Here is a 19,710-nt window from a genome sequence, read left to right as displayed (position 1 = left end):
CGCGCGGGCCCTGCCTTCGTGAAAATGGTTCTTGTTTTCCCTTCCCCGTCACGGGGCAGGGCCCGCGCCTCGTGTCATCCGACACGAAACAGGACGCGACACACACCCCGCCGTGGCCCCGATGCCCGGCCGCACGATGAAACTTGCCTGAAGACCAACCCGACCCTGAGTGGGAGGCCCTGATGCGATCCCGGATAATCCATCATCGGATCGTCATCCATGTCCCAGCCGCTCACATCTCCGCTTGAACTCCGCCCGCTTCCGTCTATGGGCCGCGCCATGTCGAATTCCATCAAACACCTCCGCAATGTCGCCATCGTCGCGCACGTCGACCACGGCAAGACGACCCTCGTGGACAAGCTGCTGCGGCAGTCCGGCACGCTGGACGAACGCGGCACGCTGGACGAACGCGTGATGGACAGCGGCGACATCGAAAAGGAACGCGGGATCACCATCCTGGCGAAGAACACGGCCCTGCGCTGGACGGCTCCGGCGTCGGACGGAAAACCGGGCCAGGAATGGCGGATCAACATCGTCGACACGCCCGGCCACGCCGATTTCGGCGGCGAGGTCGAACGCGTGCTGTCGATGGTCGATTCCGTCGTGCTGCTGGTCGACGCCGTCGAAGGCCCGATGCCGCAGACGACCTTCGTCACGCGCAAAGCGCTGGAACGCGGCCTGAAACCCATCGTCGTCGTCAACAAGGTCGACCGCCAGGGCGCACGCCCGGACTGGGTCGTCGACCAGACCTTCGATCTCTTCGACCGTCTGGGCGCGACCGACGAGCAGATGGATTTTCCGACCGTCTTCGCCTCCGCCATCAATGGCTGGGCCACCCACGAAGCGGGTGAGGTCGGCACCGACATGACGCCCCTGTTCGAAACCATCGTCAAGCATGCGCCCGTTCCGCCCGTGGAAGTCGACGCGCCGTTGCAGCTGCAGGTCAGTGCGCTCGATTACGACAGCTACAAGGGCGTGATCGGAATCGGTCGCATCCAGCGCGGCACGCTGCGCAAGGGCCAGAACGTCGTCGTCGCCACGCCGGACGGCAAGGACCGCAAGGCCAAGATCGGACAAATCTTCGGCTTCATGGGGTTGGAACGGGTCGAGACGGAGGCCGCCACGGCCGGCGACATCGTGACGTTCACGGGGATCGAGGGCCTGGGCATTTCCGACACGATCTGCGATCCGGACCATGTCGAGCGGCTGCCGCAGCTCTCCGTCGACGAGCCGACCCTGTCGATGACCTTCCAGGTCAATGACAGCCCGTTCGCGGGTCGCGAGGGCAAATATGTCACGTCCCGCAACATCAAGGACCGGCTGGATCGGGAGCTGATCCATAATGTCGCCCTGCGCGTCGAACAGCTGGCCGAAGCGGACAAGTTCCGCGTGTCGGGCCGGGGCGAGCTGCATTTGTCGATCCTGATCGAGAACATGCGCCGCGAAGGCTACGAGGTCGCCATCTCCCGCCCGCAGGTCATCAACAAGGAGATCGACGGCGTGCTGTGCGAGCCGTGGGAGACGCTGACCGTGGACCTTGAGGAAGGCACGGAAGGGGCGGTCATCCAGCGCCTGAACGAACGCAAGGGCGACATGAAGAACATGACGCCGGACGGGCAGGGGCGGGTGCGTCTCGATTACGACATTCCAACGCGCGGGCTGATCGGTTTCCGGGGCGAGTTCATGACGCTGACGTCCGGCAACGGCCTGATGTATCACAATTTCGACCGCTACGCCCCGCGCGCGGCCGCCGGGATCGGCCGCCGCCAGAAAGGCGCTCTGATCTCCAACTCCACCGGCAAGGCGCTCGCCTTCGCCCTGTGGAACCTGCAGGAACGCGGCAAGATGTTCATCGGCCACGCGACCGAAGTCTATGAAGGCATGCTGATCGGGATCAACAGCCGCGACAACGACCTGACCGTCAATCCGCTGAAGGGCAAGAAGCTGACCAACGTCCGCGCGGCCGGGAACGACGAAGCCGTGGTGCTGACGACGCCGATCGACACGACGCTGGAATTCGCGCTGGAGTTCATCAACGACGACGAGCTGGTCGAAGTGACGCCAGAAAACATCCGCATCCGCAAGCGCTACCTGCTGGAGCATGAGCGCAAGAAAGACATGCGCGCGCGCGAAGCCATGGACGCCGAAGCCTAGGAGCGCGTAACTTTCAAGGGCGGGCGCGGATAGCCGTAAATGGCGGATGCCGACTTGATCAGCCGGGACTCCTCGGTGACATATTCCCGGTCCGCCACCGCGATGGAGACGAGCGCATCGTAGACGGCCTCGCAATGGGCGGGTTTGGTGAAGCGGGTCAGCGCCTGCAGGACGAGCGTGTTGCCGCCCTTGTCCCAGAGCTGGTCTTCCAGATCGTCCTTGCTCGCGGCGAACCAGTCCAGCAGCGCCTGGCGCGGCATCGTCTCGTGGCCGAACAGTTCGAGCAGGCCGTTGGCCAGTTCCGCAAAGGCCGTGCGTTCGACGGGCCGGACTTTCTGATCGATCACGACCGCGATGGCGAGCGGCATGAGAATGTCGTCGAGGCTCAGATTGGACGGGGCGGGTCGGGTCATCAGACGATCCGGACCCGGATCGGGGCGAGGCCTTCGATCCCGCCTTCGAGTTCGTCGCCCGCGACCGTTGGCCCGACGCCGTCCGGCGTACCGGTGTAGATCAGGTCGCCCGGCCCCAGATCCATGTCGCCGCCGATCTGGGCGATGATGTCTTCCACCGACCAGATCATGTCCGACAGTCGGCCATGCTGCACGATCTCGCCGTTCTGGCGCAACACGATGTGGGCGCCGGACAGATCGACCTGATCGGCGGGCGTGATGTCCGAACAGGGCGCGGCGGCGGCGAAATCCTTGGCCCGCGACCAGGGCGCGCCCTTGGACTTGGCCGTGGCCTGCAGGTCGCGCCGCGTCAGATCGATGCCGACGCCGTAGCCGAATATGCCGCCATTGATTCCGGCGGGGCCTATGGCAACGACGAGCTCCACCTCGTAATGCATGTCCGATGTGTTGGGCGGATAGCGGATCTCGCACCCGCTCTCGACCAGGGCTTCTGCGGCCTTGGTGAAGATGATCGGCTCGCACCGTTTCGGGTCGCCGCCCATTTCGCGCACATGGTCCGCGTAGTTGCGACCGACGCAGTAGATGCGCCGCACGGGAAAGCGCGCCTGCGTCCCGATGACGGGCAGAGATGCGGGATCGCTTGGCGGGAATACGTAATCGGTCATTGTCGGCCTCTGAACGAGAGCCTAGCCTAGCCAAAAGGAAGGGTCGGGTCATGGAAAAACTGAGAACGCCGGACGACCGGTTCAATGGATTGCCGGACTACGCCTTCGCACCGAACCATGCGGAAGTCGGCGACGGTCTGCGCCTGCATTACATCGATGAAGGTCCGCGCGCTGGCCGGCCCGTTCTGATGATGCATGGCGAGCCGAGCTGGTCCTTTCTCTACCGCCATATGATCCCGCCGGTCGCACAGGCGGGCTACCGGGTTCTCGCGCCGGATCTGATCGGGTTCGGCAAATCCGACAAGCCGGTGCGGACATCCGATTACAGCTACACGGCGCATGTGGACTGGATGCTGGATTGGTTCGACGGGTTGGCGCTGAACGGCGTCGTGCTGTTCTGTCAGGATTGGGGCGGGCTGATCGGCTTGCGCTTGGTCGCGGCGAGGCCGGATCGCTTCGCGGCCGTGATCGCGGGCAATACGTCGCTGCCGACGGGCGAGGGTACGCCGCCGGACGCCTTCGTCGCTTGGAAACAGTTCTCGCAGACCGTGCCGGAATTTCCGACCGGCAAGATCCTGCAGGGCGCGACGGTCCGTGAACTATCTGATGCCGAGGTCGCAGCCTATGACGCGCCTTTCCCGAACGAGCGCTACAAGGCCGGCGCCCGGATTTTTCCGGCGCTGGTGCCAACATCGCCCGATCAGGACGGTGCGGAGGATAATCGCGAGGCTTGGAAAATCCTGTCTGCGTGGGACAAGCCATTCGTCACGTGTTTTTCGGACCAGGATCCCGTTACCAAAGGCGGAGACGTCATGTTTCAGAAGCGTATCCCGGGAACCAAAGGCCAGCCGCACCGCATGATCGCGGGCGGTGGGCATTTCCTGCAGGAGGACAAGCCCGGCGAACTCGCCGAGCTCATCCTTGAGGTCGCCAAGGCGCTCTAATCGGCGATGGCATAGCTCATCGTCACGGTCGAGGCGATCTCGCGCTGGCCGGGAGCGAGTGGCGGGGCGGCACCGTCCATAGCGCTCTGTCGAGACATCGATACGACTTCGTCATACATGAAGGGTCCCGGCGCGGTCCCTTCGCGCATGGACAGGAGACGCCCCAACTGCACGCCGGCGGCCTGCGCCATCATCCGCGCCTTCGCTTGGGCCTTGGCGATCGCGGCGGCGCGGGCCTGTGCCTGGGCGCGGTCCGGTTCGCTGACCGTGAAGTTCACGCCGTTGATCGTATTGACGCCCGCCGTGATCAGCGAGTCGATCATCGGCCCCGTCTTGTCGAGGTCGCGGGTCACGACGGTGACTTGATTGCTGGCCTGGTAGCCGACCAGGCGAGGCTGGCCTTCACTGCGCTGTTCGTAATCATAGCGCGGATTGAGATTGAGGTAGGACGTCGAAACATCCTCGCGCGGAATGCCTTGCGCATCGAGCGAGGCGAAGACGGCGCGCATGAGTTCGGAATTGTCCGCCATCGCCTGTTTGGCCGTCAGGGCGTTGGTCTGAACTCCTGCGGAGACGGAGACCCGGTCCGGTGCGGCGTCGGCGGTCGCGGTCGCCGTCGCATGGATCACGCCGGGCATGTCGTCCAAGTCGGTTTGCGCCAAGGCCGTAGCGGGTAGCGCGATGGCCGCCGCAGCAAGGAGTGTGGTGAGAAGTCTGGGCATAACGGGCCTTTCGTGTCGGTTCATCTTGGCAGACCCGCCTAGCGTGCCAGACATGAACCGTGGATTATAGGGGTAAAGCGGAATTTCGTCATAAACGCAGCACGAATCAGCGTTCGAACGTCGACTTGACCCGACCGATCTGGCCTCAATCAGGCTCATGGTTGTGGTGCACTCGGCTTTGACACGCTCTTCGCGCGAACGCCTGTTTGGTGGGAGCTTCCAATGTCGAATTTCATTTTCGTCGCGCCGACCGACGCAGGCGGAAGACCTCCATAATCGAAGCGGATGGACTAGGCTGTTCGACGCCTGACTGGTCGGTCAGTAGAGCGTTTCCAGCGATTTGGCATCGTAATCGCGAAGTTCGTTCTCGCGCCCATCCTTGACCTTGGTCGCCCATTCCGGATCCTGCAACAAGGCGCGGCCGACGGCGACCAGATCGAATTCGCATTTATCCAGCCGTTCGATCAGATCGTCCAGCGAGCGCGCTTGAGAGTTCTCGCCTTGAAACGCACCGATGAAGTCCGATGACAGTCCCACGCTGCCGACCGTGATGGTCGGCAAACCCGTCAGTTTTTTGGCCCATCCGGCGAAGTTCAGGTCCAAACCGCCGTCATGGTCCGGAAATTCCGGTTCCCAGAAGCGGCGTTGCGAACAGTGCAGGCAGTCCACGCCGGCGTCGGCGAAAACGCTCAGCCAGCGCTCCATCTCTTCTGGCGTCTCCGCCAGCCGGGCGGAGAAGTCCTGCTGCTTCCACTGCGAGATGCGGATGATGATCGGCATGTCGGGACCGACGGCCTTGCGGCATTCGCGGATGACGTCGCCCGCGAAGGTCGCGCGGTCGGCCAGGCCGCCGCCGAACCGGTCCTCGCGCACATTCATCACGTCCCAGAAGAACTGGTCGATCAGGTAGCCGTGCGCGCCGTGGATCTCAATCGCGTCGAATCCCAACTCCTTGGCGGAAGCGGCCGACCGGGAGTAGCTGGCGACCATGTCGGCGATGTCTTCGTCGTTGGGCGGGTCCATGACGGCCTTGCCCGTATGGGTCCGGCCCGACGGGCTGTCGGAGGCGACGTCGGGATAGTGGCCTGTGCCAGGCTTGCGCATCATGCCGACATGCCAGAGCTGCGGCGCGATGCGACCGCCCTCGGCCTTGACCCGCTCCACGACCCGCTTCCAGCCGTCCAGCGCGTCGCCGTAGAACTTCGGCACATTGGCATCGTTGCCCGACGCTTTCCGGTCGGGATTAGTGCCCTCGGTCACGATCAGGCCGACATGGTTGGCGGCGCGACGGGCGTAATAGTCGGCCACGTCCTCGCCCGGAATGCCGTCCGGCGAGAAGCTGCGCGTCATGGGCGCCATGACGATCCGGTTGGGCAGGTCGAGCGTCTTGAGTGTGTAGGGGGAGAAGAGGGGGTTGGTCATGCCGCGCCTCTGCCTATGCGAAGGCGCGCCGTAAAGGCAAAGCCGCGCCACATTCTCGATAAGCCGTGGCGCGGCTTCGACCGTGTCGCGATTCAGCCGCCGAGCAGTTGCTTCATGGCGTCCAGATAGTCGATCCACGCCGCGCGTCCGTTCTTGGTCAGATGGACGAGGGTCTGCGGGCGTTTGCCCTTGTAGCCCTTTTCCAGCCGGACATAGCCCGCGCCTTCCAGCTTGGTCAGATGGGTCGACAGATTGCCGTTGGTCGCGTCGGTCCGGTCGCGCAGCTCCGGAAAGCTGGCCGGCGACACGGCCGAGAGATAGGCCATCACGCCGAGACGCAGGCGGCCGTGGATGACATCGTCGATGGCGCCGAGGTCGAAGTCGGGTGTCTCCGTCATCGATCAACCCCGGCCGGACAGCAGCGTCGGCACCACGATGGCGAAGAAACTTCCGATCGCCCCGATCAAGTACACGGCAGTCGTATCGTGCATTATCAAAGCGGCTGATCCGGCCACCAGGCAGGCGACGGAAGAGAAAGCGACCAGTCTGGATGGATGGATGCGCGCCGTCGTCCCGTAGGCCAGTCCTTGACCCATGAAGGCGACGACGACGATCAGGCCCCATGCGGTCTGGTCCTGGAAGCCGAAGACCATGGACAGCATCGCCGCGACGAACGCCGTCGCGATCGTGGCGCCGAACATGACCCAGACCGCGGTCTCGACCCGGTTGCCGACGGAATTGACGCCGGGTTTCTGGTCGATGCGGCGGCCGAGAATGGCGCTGCCCGCACCGCCGACGACGCCGAAGCCGATCCACAGGACGGCGATCCACCATAGCGGCGCCGCGATGATCTGTTCCAGCAGCGCATACTGCAAGCCCAGCACGAGCGTCAGCAAGACGCCCCACATGAGGCCGATGGGACCGCCCAGCAGAGGCGCGTTGTCGGCCGCCCGCGCGATCGCGGCAGCGCCTTTAAGGTCTTTGATGAGGGTCTCGTTGGTCACGGTCTTTTCCTTCCATTGGGTTTGAAATACAAACTACTCTTGACAGTAGTTTATTTCACCGTCAAGTCTGAAATGCAAACCAAACTGAAAAGGAGATTACATGTTTGCTTTTAGAAATATTCCAGGGGTCTTGGGAGCCGTCGCGCTGGTCTGCGTCGCAGGGCCTTCCGATGCGGCGCCCGAGCAGGATGCACGGAATGTGTCCGTGCCTATCACGGTCACATTCAATGATGTGCGAGCGGGTGACGTGCCGTTTTATGTGTCCATACAGACGGAGGGTGAATACCGGTCCCCGCAAGGCCATGGAGACGTTCTGGAAGCGACGGAAGCTGGTAGTTTCACCCGGACATTCATGTTGCCAGCAGCAGGCGACTATGCCGTCAGCGTCTGGCACGATCTCGACGCCGACCGTCAGTTCACCATGGGTCCAGACTACAAGGTCGAAGATGGATGGGGAACTTCGGGCGATCCGGCGCTCGATACCATGCCGACATTTTCGGATGTGAAAGTCAGCGTTTCCGGCGAAGACACGGCGATTGAAATCGACATGGTGTATCCGGAAGACTGACCGCAGATAGACTGATGGCGGCCAGCCCGAGAGCTAGCCGCCATCTTTTACTCCGCGTGGGTTTCCCCCGCGGAGAAGCGCGTTCGGATCCTATACGCCTGTGAGCGTCAGCGGTTCCGGCGGTTCGCATGTGTCGCGGCGGCCAGTTCGCGAACAAGGGCGAGAGCGGCATCTTCGCCCTCTTCATGCAACGCCTTGACGATGGCGGACCCGACCACGACGCCGTCCGCGTCGCGCGCAATCTCTGCCGCGCGCTCCCCTGTCTTGACCCCGAAACCGACCACGACGGGCAGGTTCGCGGCCGTGCGCACGCGCGCGACCTGGTCCGCGACGGATCCTCCGGACACCAGTGCCGCGCCTGTCACGCCGGTCATGCTCACATAATAGACGAAACCCGAACTGCCGGACACGACGATGGGCAAACGCGCCGCGTCGGTCGTCGGCGTGGCGAGGCGGATCAGCGATAGGCCATTGGCGTCCATGGCCGCGCGCACCGGACCGTCCTCCTCCGGCGGCAGGTCGACGATGATCGCCCCGTCCACGCCGGCGTCCGCCGCGGTCTCGGCGAAGTCTTCATAGCCCATGTGGTAGACGGGGTTGGCGTAGCCCATGAGGATGACGGGCGTGTCGGCGTCGGTTGTGCGGAAGGCCCGCGCCATGTCGATCACACTGCTCAGCGTCGTTCCCGCCTGCCGCGCGCGGATGCCCGCCTCCTCGATCACCGGCCCGTCCGCCATCGGATCGGTGAACGGAAAGCCCAGTTCGATGATGTCCACGCCCGCGCCGGGCAGAGCGTTCATGACACGCTGTGAGGCTTCCAGGTCCGGATCTCCGCCCATGATGTAGGCGACGAAGGCGGGGCGGCCCTTGGCGAAGACCGCGTCGATCCGCACGCTCACTGTTCCGTTCCCGCCGCGATATCCTCGCCCAGCGCGTCGGCGATGGTGAAGACGTCCTTGTCGCCGCGGCCGCACATATTCATGATGATGAGGCCGTCGGGGCCGAGTTCCTTCGCCAGATCGAGCGTGCGCGGGATGGCGTGGCTGGGTTCCAGCGCGGGCAGGATGCCTTCGAGCCGGGCGCAGAGCTGGAAGTGTTCCAGCGCCTCGTCATCCGTCGCGCTGACATATTCGGCGCGGCCGATATCGTGCAGATGAGCATGTTCAGGGCCGATGCCGGGATAGTCGAGCCCGGCGCTGATCGAATGGGCATCGGCAATCTGGCCATGTTCGTCCTGCAGCAGATAGGTGCGGTTGCCGTGCAGGATGCCCGGCGTGCCGCCGTTCAGCGAGGCCGCGTGCAAGCCGCTCTTCACGCCGCGCCCCGCCGCTTCGACGCCAATCAGGCGCACGCTTTCGTCCGGCACGAAGGGATGAAACAGGCCCATCGCGTTCGACCCGCCGCCGATACAGGCGACGACCGCGTCGGGCAGGCGGCCCTCGCGTTCCATGATCTGCGCTTTCGCTTCGTGCCCGATCACGGCCTGGAAATCGCGGACCATGGCCGGGTAGGGGTGCGGTCCGGCTACCGTGCCGATGCAGTAGAACGTGTCTTCGACGTTGGTGACCCAGTCGCGCAGGGCTTCGTTCATCGCATCCTTGAGCGTCGCCGTGCCGGAATGGACGGCGCGGACTTCCGCACCGAGCAGACGCATGCGGAAGACGTTCGGTTTCTGCCGGACAATGTCGACCGCGCCCATATAGACGATGCAGTCCATGCCGAGCCTTGCGGCCACCGTCGCGGTCGCGACGCCGTGCTGGCCCGCGCCGGTTTCGGCAATGATCCGCTGTTTGCCCATGCGCTTGGCGAGCAGGAGTTGGCCCATGCAATTGTTGATCTTGTGCGCGCCGGTATGGTTCAGCTCGTCGCGCTTGAAGTAGATCTTCGCCGCACCCCCATTTTCCTTGGCTGCATGTTCCGTCAGCCGTTCGGCGAAATAGAGCGGTGAAGGGCGACCGACATAGTGCGTCAGGAAATCGTCCAACTCCGCCTGGAACGCCGGGTCGGCCTTTGCATCAGAGTAGGCCTGTTCCAGCGACAGGATCGGCGGCATCAGCGTCTCGGCCACGAACCGTCCGCCATAGTCGCCGAAGCGCCCGCGGTCGTCGGGCCATTGCCGGTTTGGGGCCGTGTTGGGAGCCGGGTCAGCCACGCAGCGCCTCCATGAAAGCGGTCATCAAAGCGGGATCCTTTACGCCCGGCGCGGCTTCGACTCCAGAGGAGACATCGGCGATCGGCGCACGCGTCCGCGCCACGGCGTCGCGGACATTGTCCGGGGTCAGTCCGCCCGCGAGCAGGAAGCGTTTCGGCGTAGGCGCCGCGCGCAGGACCGACCAGTCGAAGGACAGGCCGTGCCCGCCGCGCTGCTCGGCGTTCACAGGCGGCTTGGCGTCGAACAGCAGCAGGTCCGCCGCGCCGCTATATTCGGTCGCCAGCTTGACGTCGTCGGCGGTCGCGACCGGCACCGCCTTGATGACGCCCAGGCCGGTCCGCGCGATCTCCGCCGTGCGGTCCAGCGTTTCCGCGCCGTGCAGCTGGATGTGGGTGAAGCCGGCGTCGCGGATCCCGGCGACGAGCGCATCGTCCGGATCGACCGTGACGGCCACCGTATTCGCGCGCACATCGCCGATCAGCGGACCCGCCTCGGCAAGGCTCAGGCGGCGCGGGCTCGGCGCCTCCACGATGAAGCCCAGCCATGCCGCGCCGGCGGCTTGCGCGGCGGCCACGTCCGCGGCGCGGGTCAGCCCGCAAATCTTGGCTTCGGTTCGCACCGCGCGGCCATAAGGGGCGGGCGCGGGCTTGTCACCCGATCACCTCGAAGCCGTGCAGCACGATGTCGGGCGAGAGGTAACCGTCGCGGACCGGCTCGACCCGGGTCAGGTCGGTCGAGAGGTATTTCTTGCTGTCGTCGCAGAACACGGTCGCGACATGACCGCCGCCGGATCCCGCCTTCACGGCGGCCACAAGGTTGGCGCCGGAGCTGATGCCCACGCCGAGCCCGAGCTCCGCCGACAGACGCTGCGCCATGAGGATGCCGTCACCGTCATTCACGGCGATCACGGCGTCGCAGCTGCTAAGGCACATGATGTCCGGAATGAAGTCGTCGGACACGCCCTGGATGCGGTGCTTGCCGACCTTGTAGCCCGTGGACAGGGTCGGGCTTTCGGCGGGCTCGACCGGATGGATGCGGATGGACGGATCGGCAGCCCGCAGCGCCCGTCCCACGCCCATGACCGTGCCGCCAGTCCCCACGCCCGCGACGAAAGCCGAGAGCGTGCTCCCGGCGGCTTGCGCCTGAGCGAGTATTTCCGGTCCTGTCGTCCGGCAATGCGCATTGCAGTTCTCCGCATTCTCGAACTGGCGCGGGAGGAAGACATTGTCCCGCGCGTCCGCCAATGCCCGTGTCTTGGCGATGCTGCCCAGGAATCCACCTTCGTCGTGACTGACCAGACGCACATCCGCGCCGTAGCTTTTCATCAACGCGACCCGTTCCACGCTCATCCAGTCCGGCATGTAGATCACGACCGGATGGCCGAGCGCGCGGCCCAGCGCGGCCAGTGCGATGCCCGCATTGCCGCTGGTCGCTTCGGCGATCGTGTCGCCGGGGCGCAGCGCCCCGGTTGCGTAGGCCCGGCGCAGCACTGCCAGCGCCATGCGGTCCTTGATCGAGCCGGACAGGTTGAAATATTCCAGCTTGGCGAGAACGCGCCGCCGCTCGGTCCGGTAGCTCAGATCGATGGCGATCATCGGCGTGTCGCCGATGAGCCGTTCGAGGCAAGTGAAGGCTTTCGGCTCCAGCGCGGTCGCGCCGTCACGGCTCAGGGTCAGATCGTTCATGGGGGAGACGTAGCGCACGGCCACTGTCGAAATCATCGCAGCGCCGTCATGTCGTTCTTTCCACATGTCGAAAATTATCCTATTGATCGTTCATGACGGCGAAACTCGACACCACGGACCGGCGCATCCTCGCATCGCTGCAAGCCGATGCGGCGCAATCGCTCGACTCGATCGCGGTGGCGCTCGGCGTGTCGCTGAACACGGTCTGGCGCCGGGTGCGGCGCCTGGAGGAGGACGGGGTGATCGAACGCCGCGTCGCGCTGCTCGACAACGAGAAGCTCGGCCTGCCGCTGACCACCTTCGTGCAGGTCCGCACCGACGACCATTCCGCCGCGTGGTCCGCCGACTTCGCCGCCGCCGTCGATGCGATCCCGGAAATCGTGGAGTTCTACCGGCTGGCGGGCGAGGTCGACTACATCCTGAAGATCCTGATCGCGTCGGTCGCCGACTATGACCGGGTTTATCAGCAACTGATCGCGAAAGTCAGGATCAGCGACGTGTCGGCCAGCTTCGCGATGGAGAAGCTGAAATTCACGACGGAGCTGCCACTGTAGCGGGATCACGGCTTGGCGGTGCGGTATACGGATCGCCGAGGTCGGTTTGCGGGTCATTTTCGTGTCCTGGGCTTGGGGGGAGGGGCTTTGTGGTTCGCGCAGGCGCCAAGGCTGGCCGGCCGGGCTGTCTTTCAGCCGGTCCGGCGGATCTGCGGTGCGGCGCCGGCGAAGGCGACACGAGCGCGGGCCCCGACCAACGACGGAACGGGGAAGAGAGTACCGTTTTACGCTGGCCGGAGCCCGCGCCCTGGATCTACCCGGGGTTTGAGCGAGGGGTCCGGCAGGGCCCGCAATGGGCGCACCCGCCGCGGGCGCCAGAGGCCGTCCGCGCTTTCGGCGCGGCCGGCCTGACGCCCGGACGACGGGGGAGGGCGCATCCGCCTTCGCCTGACCTGACGGTCGGCTACGGCGGACTCGTTCACACTCCCCCGCCCGACCCCTCGTCCGCCGCCCGAAGGCCGTCCCGCGCCACGTCAGCTCACGGGACCGCCATGCACGATGGCACAAGGTCCAGGCCCACCAAAACCGAGGTCAACGTAACCCCTCGTGTCCGGGGTGGGTGCGAGTAATATGGGGGCATGGGGCGTTCGCGCGGATACGATAGTCGGTTTGCTTGCGAAAACAGCGGACTAAGCCCCTCTAAATCGAGGACCAATCCTTCCACCGGCAACAGGGCAACACGCGGAGAAAGCGCAGTGAGCATGATGTCCTTTTGTCGCCGCGCGAGACTCCAGCGCGCCGTGCGGCAGCGAAAAAGTAATGCAGATAAGGTTTAAACTTCCAATGTATGTAGAATGTTAAGCATTTCAGCCACTACATTTCTGTAATCCTTGACGTCAGTATTGGTAATAGCAGCTGTGGTTCTTTCATGTATAAGTTTATTTCTAAGAAGGTAGTAATGTTCTGCTTTGACGATCAGTTCATCTGGAATGCAGATTTTATTGGTTACGTGTAATAAAACGTCAGATCTATTTTTAAAAATGTTTAGTAACTTCACATCATCGTATTCAGATTTTGGGAAGATGTCCTTCCTGTGGACAATAAACTCCTTTAACGCTATTTCGAAATTGCTATCTAACAAAATCAAAGCAACTCGATTGTTTGTGGACACTCTTTTGCGAGAGACAAGGTCAACAAAAGCCATCGCCTCTACAAGTCCGCGTAGCCAAGGTTCTTCATCGATTAGCTGAGCATTCTGGGCAAGAAGCCGATCAAAAGCGTTTTGCCTTTGCCTTGGTAAAGGAGGAAATATGTGTTGGCTGGCTGAGCCGAGAACTTCAGGCTTAACAGACCTAACGTCACCTTCGCAAAAAGGCGTTACAGTTTCGTTCCACGTTTTCTTTAGTGCTCTAGAAACTTTTGAGTATCGACTGCACAATGCAATAATGGTTGGTTGTACCTTTTTCAAACAGTAATTATCAAACATGACTTGGGATTTACTACTATTCCAAGGCATTGCGCCTGCTGCGCCATTAAATTCTACTATAACTCTACAAAGTGATGCGTCCGGGTGTGGCACTCCAGCTAGCTGCGAGTTATTATAACCAACTTCTCTTGATCGGTGCTCTTTCTCTATAAGGCGGTCGTTACAGTAAAAATATACGCCGTAATTATTTTTATCAGGTACACGGTCTGCAATCAGACCGCTTGTAATAATCGTCTTTACTAATCCGAACTCTGGATCGGTAAGCTCAATTTCTGTTTTAGTTGGAAGATGCTCTGGAGGATAACTCCAATTTGAAAATTGCCTGGACTGTATCGGTGTTCCGTTCAATTCAATAATTACTCCTTGCAGTATATACTTTGCATATGTTTCAGATAGTTTCTCTCTTACATAGCCTATATCTGCATCCGTCAATATACGTCGAAGCCGTGTTATAGTAATGCAAGTGCTACTCGCTTCGATGTCGTCAACTTGATAAACTGGCACCTCCCACTCATCGGTTAGCAACCAATCCTTCGTCACTTCGATTTGTAATGTTGGACCTTCAGCTTTACGTGTTCTAATTTCTATATGTTCCCCTAGAGCGACTCCTGCGCGTTTGCTGCCAACGCCAAATATCCCAATCACCTGTTCATCAGGATTGTGTCCGCTGCCGCCTGGAGTGACTAAAAGGCCAAGGTCTCGGTGCTCAACTCCGCCTGCGTTGTCTGTGATTGAAACTATCTGACGTTGATGATCGAGGTCGATTGAAACTCGAAGTTCTGATAAAGAGCTATTTTTTGTGGCTAGGTCGACAGCATTGTCGACCAACTCCAAAAGAGCCAAAAGCGTGTTATAATCGCTTATTATCGACCAAAAAAGTCGCTTGTTAGGCGTGCTGTCGATCCGGTCAATCTCGGATTTGTAAACTCCTGTCACACTACCTAAATGCCGCAAAGTAAGTTTGGAGCAAGTAAAAAGGCCGCCCCCAATCGGAAGCGGCCTTTTCTTTAGTCGAGCTAGCGAACAAGTCTCGGGAGACCCCGGATCAAGTCCGGGTAAGTTCGGTACGCCTGCCGGAGGCAGGCTGCGGGCGCGGCGAGCCGCGCCCGACCTCACTTACATCATGCCGCCCATTCCCCCCATGCCGCCCATGTCAGGCATGGCTGGCGCGTCGGCTTTCGGGGCTTCCACGATGGCGGCTTCGGTCGTCAGGATGATGCCGGCGACGGAGGCTGCGTCCTGCAGGGCCGTGCGGACGACTTTGACGGGGTCGATGATGCCGGCCTTGACCATGTCGACATATTCGTCGTTCTGGGCGTCGTAGCCGTAATTCGCCTTGTTCGCGGCATGGATGTTGCCCACGACGACGGCGCCTTCGACGCCGGCATTGTCGGCGATCTGGCGCGCCGGATAGGCGAGGGCGGCTTTGACGATGTCGATGCCGGCCTGTTCGTCGTCGTTGACGCCTTCGATGTCGATGAAGCGACCGGCACGCAGCAAGGCTGTGCCACCGCCCGGAACGATGCCTTCTTCGACGGCGGCGCGGGTGGCGTTGAGCGCGTCGTCGACGCGGTCCTTGCGTTCCTTCACTTCGACTTCGGTGGAGCCGCCGACCTTGATGACGGCGACGCCGCCGGCCAGTTTCGCCAGACGTTCCTGCAGCTTCTCGCGGTCATAGTCGGACGAGGTGTCCTCGGCCTGCTTGCGGATCTGCTCGACGCGGGCGGTGATGTCGCCCTTCTTGCCGGCGCCGTCCACGATGACCGTGTCGTCCTTGGTGATGTGGACGTGCTTGGCCGTGCCGAGATCCGTCAGGGCGACGTTTTCCAGCTTGATGCCGAGGTCTTCGCTGATGACCGTTCCGCCCGTCAGGACGGCGATGTCCTGCAGCATGGCCTTGCGACGGTCGCCGAAGCCCGGAGCCTTGACGGCCGCGATCTTCAGACCGCCGCGCAGCTTGTTGACCACGAGCGTGGCCAGCGCTTCGCCTTCGATGTCTTCGGCGATGATGAGCAGGGGCTTGCCCGTCTGCACCACGGCTTCGAGGATCGGCAGCATGGCTTGCAGGGAGGACAGCTTGCCTTCATTCAGGAGGATGTAGGGATCGTCCAGCTCGGCGCGCATCTTCTCGGGGTCCGTGATGAAGTAGGGCGAGAGATAGCCGCGGTCGAACTGCATGCCTTCGACGACGTCGAGTTCGGTGTCGGCGGTCTTGCCTTCCTCGACCGTGATGACGCCTTCGTTTCCGACCTTGCCCATCGCGTCGGCGATCATCTGGCCGATGGCCACTTCGCCGTTGGACGAGATCGTCCCGACCTGGGCGATTTCCTCGGACTTCTTGATCTTGGACGCCTTGCTGAGCAGGTCCTTGACGACTTCGGCCGACGCCTTGTCGATGCCGCGCTTCAGATCCATCGGGTTCATGCCGGCGGCGACGCGCTTCAGGCCTTCGCGGACGATGGCCTGGGCCAGCACGGTCGCTGTGGTCGTGCCGTCACCGGCCTTGTCGTTGGTCTTCGACGCGACTTCGCGCAGCATCTGCGCGCCGAGGTTCTGGTACTTGTCTTCCAGCTCGATTTCCTTGGCGACGGACACGCCGTCCTTGGTCGAGCGGGGGGCGCCGAACGATTTCTCGATGACGACGTTGCGGCCCTTGGGGCCCAGCGTGGTCTTCACGGCGTTGGCGAGGATATCCACGCCCTCGAGCATGCGGTCGCGGGCTTCGGACCCGAATTTGACTTCCTTGGCAGCCATTTAAGCTTCTCCTAGGTTTGAGTGTGTTGGTGTTGGGTAATCGGGGGTATCGGCTGCGTTAGCCGATGACGCCCATGATGTCGGATTCCTTCATGATCAGCAGCTCCTTGCCGTCGATCTTGACTTCGGTGCCGCCCCATTTGCCGAACAGGACGCGGTCGCCGGTCTTGACGTCGAGCTTGCTGGTGCTGCCGTCATCGTTGCGGGTGCCGGGGCCGACGGCGACGACTTTGCCTTCGGAGGGTTTCTCGGTGGCCGTATCGGGGATGATGATGCCGCCGGCCGTCTTGGTGTCTTCGGCGACGCGTTCTACGACGACGCGGTCGTGGAGGGGACGAAACTTCATGGTTCGATCTCTCGTTTCAAAGGGTTGATAGCGATTGGCACTCCCCGATCGGGAGTGCCAACGCGCCGCATGTATGAAGCGGGCGGAAGCGTCGCAAGGGCGCGGGCGTGAAATTTTCGCAAAAGTTCCGGACGAGACGGTCCGGCAAATGCGGCGCAATTAACGCGGGTTGCGTTTTTGCCGGTCCGGGGTTGCGCCGCTATGCGCTAGTTGGGCCGCCAAGGTTGCGCTATCGCACGAACGGTGGGGTGACGGAAGAAGGACGTTCGCATGACCGTTTTCTTGTTCGAGGGCTTCGACGCCGTCATGCTGGCGCGCATCCAGTTCGCCTTCACGGTCGCGTTCCACTTCATCTTTCCGGCGTTCACCATCGGCCTGGCCAGCTATTTGGCCGTTCTGAACGGGCTTTATCTCAAGTCCGGCGACACGAAATTTCTCAACCTGTTCAAGTTCTGGGTGAAGATCTTCGCCATCACCTTCGCCATGGGCGTGGTGAGCGGGATCACCATGGCCTATCAGTTCGGCACCAACTGGTCGGTCTTCTCGGACCGCGCCGGACCGGTCATCGGACCGCTCATGGCCTACGAAGTCCTGACGGCGTTCTTCCTGGAAGCGGGCTTCCTCGGCATCATGTTGTTCGGGCGCGACCGGGTGGGGCCGGGCCTGCACATGGCGGCCTGCGTGCTGGTCGCCTTCGGCACGGCGCTGTCCGCGACCTGGATCCTGTCGGTCAATAGCTGGATGCACACGCCGCAGGGCTTCGAGATCGCGGCCAACGGCCAGTTCGTGCCGGTCGACTGGCTGGAGATCATGTTCAATCCGAGCTTCCCCTACCGGCTCGCTCATACGCTGACGGCGGCCTATCTGACGACGGCCTTCATCGTCGGCGGGGTCGGGGCGTGGCACTTGCTGCGCGACCACGATCATGACCGCGTCCACCAGGGCACGCGCACCATGTTCTCTATGGCGATGTGGATGGCGGCGATCGTCGCGCCGCTGCAGATCCTGCTCGGCGATCTGCATGGACTCAACACGCTGGAATATCAGCCGCAGAAGGTCATGGCGATGGAAGGCCATTACGAGTCCCATCCGGAAGGCGCGCCGCTCTATTTGTTCGGCATTCCGAACGAGGAGGAGCAGCGGCTGGATTACGCCATCGGCATTCCCAAGGCGAGTTCGCTGATCCTCAAGCACGACCTCAACGCGCCGCTGGACGGGCTCGACACGATCCCGATGGAAGAACGCCCGCCCGTGGCCATCGTCTTCTGGTCCTTCCGCATCATGGTCGGTATCGGCTTCCTGATGCTGTTTGTCGGCCTCTGGTCGCTCTGGGCGCGTTTTCGCAAGCGCCTGTTCACCGACCGCTGGTTGCACCGCGCGGCGCTGGTCATGGCGCCGAGCGGGCTGGTGGCCGTGCTGGCGGGCTGGGTCACGACCGAGGTCGGGCGCCAGCCCTATACGATCTGGGGCCTGATGCGCACATCCGAGAGCGCCAGCCCCCTGGATGCGCCCGCCGTGGGGGCGTCGCTCATGGCGTTCGTCATCGTCTATTTCTTCGTCTTCGGGGCAGGCGTCTTCTACATTTTGCGCCTGATGGCGGCCGGACCGCATGTCTATGAGGAAGGCCTGGCCGAAGCCGACGGTCCGATCCGGACCGCCGGCATCACGCCCGCGCAGCAGACGCAGGCGCATGAGCGCGAAGAGGGCGGCATCAGCCGCAACCGCGCGCCCGAAATCGACACCAAGACAAACGAAGACGGGGAGGGCTGAGCATGGACGTCGTTCCTTGGCTGGCCTATAGCTGGGCGTTCCTGCTCGCTTTGGCCGTGTTCATCTATGTCGTGCTGGACGGGTTCGATCTCGGCCTCGGCATCCTCTATCCCTTCTATCCTGAAAAACGCGACCGCGACCTGCTCATGAACACGGTCGCGCCCGTTTGGGACGGGAACGAGACCTGGCTGGTGCTGGGCGGGGGCGGCCTGTTCGCGGCTTTCCCGGTCGCCTATGCGATCCTGATGCCCGCGCTCTACGTTCCGATCATCGCCATGTTGCTGGCGCTGGTCTTTCGCGGTGTCGCGTTCGAGTTCCGCTGGCGGACCCAGCGTTGGCTGAAATACTGGGACGCGGCCTTCATCGGCGGCTCGCTGATCGCCGCCTTCTCGCAAGGCATCGCCCTCGGCGCGATGGTGCAGGGCGTGGAGATCGATGGCCGCGCCTATGGCGGCGGCTGGTGGGACTGGCTGACCCCGTTCACGCTGCTCTGCGGCGCGGCGGTCGTGGTCGGATATGCGCTGCTGGGCGCGACCTGGCTGATCATGAAGACCGAAGGGCCTGTGCAGGACCGGGCCCGCAAGCTCGCCTGGACGTTCGGCATCGGCACGGTGCTGTGCATCGCCGCGGTCAGCGTCATCACGCCGTTCCTGGACAGCGTCTATTACAGTCGCTGGTTCGAAATGCCGGGCCTGTTGATCGCCGCGCCTGTCCCGGTCGCCGTGGCCGTGATCCTGCTGCTGCTGTTCCGGTCGCTCAACGTGCATCACCACGAATACCGGCCGTTCATCCTATCTTTGATCCTGTTCGCGCTCTGCTTTATCGGGCTCGGCATCTCGATCTTCCCGGACCTGATTCCGCCGGACCTGACCATCCTGGCGGCGGCGACGCCCTACAATTCGCAGATCTTCATGTTCGTCGGCGCGCTGGTGTTGTTGCCGCTGATCCTGGGCTACACGGCCTATGCCTATTGGGTGTTCCGCGGCAAGACGAGCCCCGACGAGGGCTATCACTGATGGAGCGCAAGCCCTGGGCGAAACGGATCGGCTGGTTCGTCGTGCTCTGGTTGGGCGGTGTGGCCGTCGTGACTGTCGTGGCCTATGCGATCCGGGCGGCCATTCTTTAGTGCCT

Annotated in this window: 20 protein-coding genes; 7 read left to right on the top strand and 13 right to left on the bottom strand. The window is 62.7% G+C overall.

The features are described 5' to 3' along the window. The first annotated feature begins 279 nt into the window (after positions 1 to 279). A complete protein-coding gene (gene typA / locus Q0718_RS02515; RefSeq protein WP_298912946.1) occupies positions 280 to 2,154 on the top strand; it encodes a translational GTPase TypA in 1,875 nt (624 codons plus the stop codon). Here typA and Q0718_RS02510 read toward each other — a convergent pair. Both Q0718_RS02510 and Q0718_RS02505 read right to left on the bottom strand, forming a co-directional pair. Continuing rightward, positions 2,151 to 2,567, bottom strand: a complete 417-nt coding sequence (locus Q0718_RS02510; protein WP_298912944.1) for a TerB family tellurite resistance protein — start codon at positions 2,565 to 2,567, stop codon at positions 2,151 to 2,153. The two genes, typA and Q0718_RS02510, sit on opposite strands and share 4 nt — an antisense overlap. Beyond that, on the bottom strand, positions 2,567 to 3,232 hold the full coding sequence (locus tag Q0718_RS02505) for a fumarylacetoacetate hydrolase family protein (RefSeq protein ID WP_298912941.1): 666 nt from the start codon (positions 3,230 to 3,232) through the stop codon (positions 2,567 to 2,569). Before Q0718_RS02505 ends, Q0718_RS02510 begins: the two co-directional genes overlap by 1 nt. 50 nt (positions 3,233 to 3,282) lie before the next feature. Between Q0718_RS02505 and Q0718_RS02500 the strand changes: the two genes are divergently transcribed. Beyond that, complete coding sequence (locus Q0718_RS02500; RefSeq protein ID WP_298912938.1) at positions 3,283 to 4,176, top strand: haloalkane dehalogenase; 894 nt, start codon at positions 3,283 to 3,285, stop codon at positions 4,174 to 4,176. Here the strand turns inward: Q0718_RS02500 and Q0718_RS02495 are convergent. The 4 genes from Q0718_RS02495 to Q0718_RS02480 all read right to left on the bottom strand — a co-directional run bounded on the left by Q0718_RS02495 (position 4,173) and on the right by Q0718_RS02480 (position 7,324). Further along, entirely contained in the window at positions 4,173 to 4,898 is a 726-nt protein-coding gene (locus Q0718_RS02495; RefSeq protein ID WP_298912936.1) for an SIMPL domain-containing protein, read from the bottom strand. The genes Q0718_RS02500 and Q0718_RS02495 overlap by 4 nt on opposite strands. Before the next feature lie 318 nt (positions 4,899 to 5,216). Then, entirely contained in the window at positions 5,217 to 6,320 is a 1,104-nt protein-coding gene (locus Q0718_RS02490) for an NADH:flavin oxidoreductase (protein ID WP_298912933.1), read from the bottom strand. 92 nt (positions 6,321 to 6,412) lie between these two features. After that, positions 6,413 to 6,718, bottom strand: a complete 306-nt coding sequence (locus tag Q0718_RS02485; RefSeq protein ID WP_298912930.1) for a transcriptional regulator — start codon at positions 6,716 to 6,718, stop codon at positions 6,413 to 6,415. Between the two features lie 3 nt (positions 6,719 to 6,721). Continuing rightward, entirely contained in the window at positions 6,722 to 7,324 is a 603-nt protein-coding gene (locus tag Q0718_RS02480; RefSeq protein ID WP_298912928.1) for a hypothetical protein, read from the bottom strand. 199 nt (positions 7,325 to 7,523) lie between these two features. Here Q0718_RS02480 and Q0718_RS02475 point away from each other — a divergent pair, with 199 nt between their 5' ends. Next, a complete protein-coding gene (locus Q0718_RS02475; protein ID WP_298912926.1) occupies positions 7,524 to 7,892 on the top strand; it encodes a DUF2141 domain-containing protein in 369 nt (122 codons plus the stop codon). A gap of 107 nt (positions 7,893 to 7,999) precedes the next feature. Here Q0718_RS02475 and trpA read toward each other — a convergent pair whose 3' ends face one another. Genes trpA through Q0718_RS02455 form a run of 4 tightly spaced genes read right to left on the bottom strand, consistent with a single transcriptional unit; the run spans position 8,000 to position 11,795 of the window. Beyond that, on the bottom strand, positions 8,000 to 8,791 hold the full coding sequence (trpA, locus tag Q0718_RS02470) for a tryptophan synthase subunit alpha (protein ID WP_298912924.1): 792 nt from the start codon (positions 8,789 to 8,791) through the stop codon (positions 8,000 to 8,002). After that, the gene (trpB, locus tag Q0718_RS02465; RefSeq protein WP_298912921.1) at positions 8,788 to 10,044 is read right to left on the bottom strand and encodes a tryptophan synthase subunit beta; all 1,257 of its coding nucleotides are present in this window, start codon (positions 10,042 to 10,044) and stop codon (positions 8,788 to 8,790) included. The genes trpA and trpB overlap by 4 nt, the downstream gene beginning before the upstream one ends. Beyond that, positions 10,037 to 10,663 (bottom strand): phosphoribosylanthranilate isomerase, encoded by a 627-nt coding sequence (locus Q0718_RS02460; protein ID WP_298912919.1) that lies wholly within the window; start codon positions 10,661 to 10,663, stop codon positions 10,037 to 10,039. The genes trpB and Q0718_RS02460 overlap by 8 nt, the downstream gene beginning before the upstream one ends. A 31-nt stretch (positions 10,664 to 10,694) precedes the next feature. Further along, positions 10,695 to 11,795, bottom strand: coding sequence for a cysteine synthase family protein (locus tag Q0718_RS02455; RefSeq protein WP_298912917.1), 1,101 nt, complete (start codon positions 11,793 to 11,795; stop codon positions 10,695 to 10,697). Between the two features lie 26 nt (positions 11,796 to 11,821). Here Q0718_RS02455 and Q0718_RS02450 point away from each other — a divergent pair, with 26 nt between their 5' ends. Next, on the top strand, positions 11,822 to 12,283 hold the full coding sequence (locus tag Q0718_RS02450) for an Lrp/AsnC family transcriptional regulator (RefSeq protein WP_298912915.1): 462 nt from the start codon (positions 11,822 to 11,824) through the stop codon (positions 12,281 to 12,283). Between the two features lie 772 nt (positions 12,284 to 13,055). Here the strand turns inward: Q0718_RS02450 and Q0718_RS02445 are convergent. The 3 genes from Q0718_RS02445 to Q0718_RS02435 all read right to left on the bottom strand — a co-directional run bounded on the left by Q0718_RS02445 (position 13,056) and on the right by Q0718_RS02435 (position 16,809). Next, positions 13,056 to 14,645: an ATP-binding protein gene (locus Q0718_RS02445; protein ID WP_298912913.1), complete on the bottom strand. Its 1,590-nt coding sequence runs from the start codon at positions 14,643 to 14,645 to the stop codon at positions 13,056 to 13,058. 180 nt (positions 14,646 to 14,825) lie between these two features. Then, positions 14,826 to 16,463, bottom strand: coding sequence for a chaperonin GroEL (gene groL, locus Q0718_RS02440; protein WP_298912911.1), 1,638 nt, complete (start codon positions 16,461 to 16,463; stop codon positions 14,826 to 14,828). Positions 16,464 to 16,521: 58 nt separating this feature from the next. Beyond that, the gene (locus tag Q0718_RS02435) at positions 16,522 to 16,809 is read right to left on the bottom strand and encodes a co-chaperone GroES (RefSeq protein ID WP_298912909.1); all 288 of its coding nucleotides are present in this window, start codon (positions 16,807 to 16,809) and stop codon (positions 16,522 to 16,524) included. A gap of 270 nt (positions 16,810 to 17,079) precedes the next feature. Between Q0718_RS02435 and Q0718_RS02430 the strand changes: the two genes are divergently transcribed. The 3 genes from Q0718_RS02430 to Q0718_RS02420 are packed head-to-tail and all read left to right on the top strand — an operon-like array spanning position 17,080 to position 19,705. Beyond that, positions 17,080 to 18,579 carry a cytochrome ubiquinol oxidase subunit I gene (locus Q0718_RS02430; RefSeq protein ID WP_298912906.1) on the top strand — a complete coding sequence of 500 codons (1,500 nt, stop codon included), beginning with the start codon at positions 17,080 to 17,082 and terminating at the stop codon, positions 18,577 to 18,579. 2 nt (positions 18,580 to 18,581) lie between these two features. After that, positions 18,582 to 19,595: a cytochrome d ubiquinol oxidase subunit II gene (cydB, locus tag Q0718_RS02425; RefSeq protein ID WP_298912903.1), complete on the top strand. Its 1,014-nt coding sequence runs from the start codon at positions 18,582 to 18,584 to the stop codon at positions 19,593 to 19,595. Next, positions 19,595 to 19,705 (top strand): DUF2474 family protein, encoded by a 111-nt coding sequence (locus Q0718_RS02420; protein ID WP_298912900.1) that lies wholly within the window; start codon positions 19,595 to 19,597, stop codon positions 19,703 to 19,705. Before cydB ends, Q0718_RS02420 begins: the two co-directional genes overlap by 1 nt. Positions 19,706 to 19,710: the final 5 nt, after the last annotated feature.

Origin of the sequence: uncultured Algimonas sp. (assembly GCF_947498175.1) — a bacterium.
Classification (GTDB): Bacteria; Pseudomonadota; Alphaproteobacteria; order Caulobacterales; family Maricaulaceae; genus Litorimonas.
The sequence above is the reverse complement of the archived record's forward strand: the minus strand, read 5'-3'. Positions and strand labels throughout refer to the sequence as shown.

What these genes read in the sequence shown, in the direction of transcription:
- cydB (WP_298912903.1), top strand. Translation starts at nt 18,582, where the DNA reads ATGGACGTCGTTCCTTGGCTGGCCTATAGCTGGGCGTTCCTGCTCGCT.
- Q0718_RS02495 (WP_298912936.1), bottom strand. Translation starts at nt 4,898, where the DNA reads ATGCCCAGACTTCTCACCACACTCCTTGCTGCGGCGGCCATCGCGCTA.
- Q0718_RS02430 (WP_298912906.1), top strand. Translation starts at nt 17,080, where the DNA reads ATGACCGTTTTCTTGTTCGAGGGCTTCGACGCCGTCATGCTGGCGCGC.
- typA (WP_298912946.1), top strand. Translation starts at nt 280, where the DNA reads ATGTCGAATTCCATCAAACACCTCCGCAATGTCGCCATCGTCGCGCAC.
- Q0718_RS02455 (WP_298912917.1), bottom strand. Translation starts at nt 11,795, where the DNA reads ATGTGGAAAGAACGACATGACGGCGCTGCGATGATTTCGACAGTGGCC.
- Q0718_RS02500 (WP_298912938.1), top strand. Translation starts at nt 3,283, where the DNA reads ATGGAAAAACTGAGAACGCCGGACGACCGGTTCAATGGATTGCCGGAC.
- Q0718_RS02450 (WP_298912915.1), top strand. Translation starts at nt 11,822, where the DNA reads ATGACGGCGAAACTCGACACCACGGACCGGCGCATCCTCGCATCGCTG.
- Q0718_RS02490 (WP_298912933.1), bottom strand. Translation starts at nt 6,320, where the DNA reads ATGACCAACCCCCTCTTCTCCCCCTACACACTCAAGACGCTCGACCTG.
- Q0718_RS02510 (WP_298912944.1), bottom strand. Translation starts at nt 2,567, where the DNA reads ATGACCCGACCCGCCCCGTCCAATCTGAGCCTCGACGACATTCTCATG.
- groL (WP_298912911.1), bottom strand. Translation starts at nt 16,463, where the DNA reads ATGGCTGCCAAGGAAGTCAAATTCGGGTCCGAAGCCCGCGACCGCATG.
- Q0718_RS02435 (WP_298912909.1), bottom strand. Translation starts at nt 16,809, where the DNA reads ATGAAGTTTCGTCCCCTCCACGACCGCGTCGTCGTAGAACGCGTCGCC.
- Q0718_RS02485 (WP_298912930.1), bottom strand. Translation starts at nt 6,718, where the DNA reads ATGACGGAGACACCCGACTTCGACCTCGGCGCCATCGACGATGTCATC.
- Q0718_RS02420 (WP_298912900.1), top strand. Translation starts at nt 19,595, where the DNA reads ATGGAGCGCAAGCCCTGGGCGAAACGGATCGGCTGGTTCGTCGTGCTC.
- Q0718_RS02505 (WP_298912941.1), bottom strand. Translation starts at nt 3,232, where the DNA reads ATGACCGATTACGTATTCCCGCCAAGCGATCCCGCATCTCTGCCCGTC.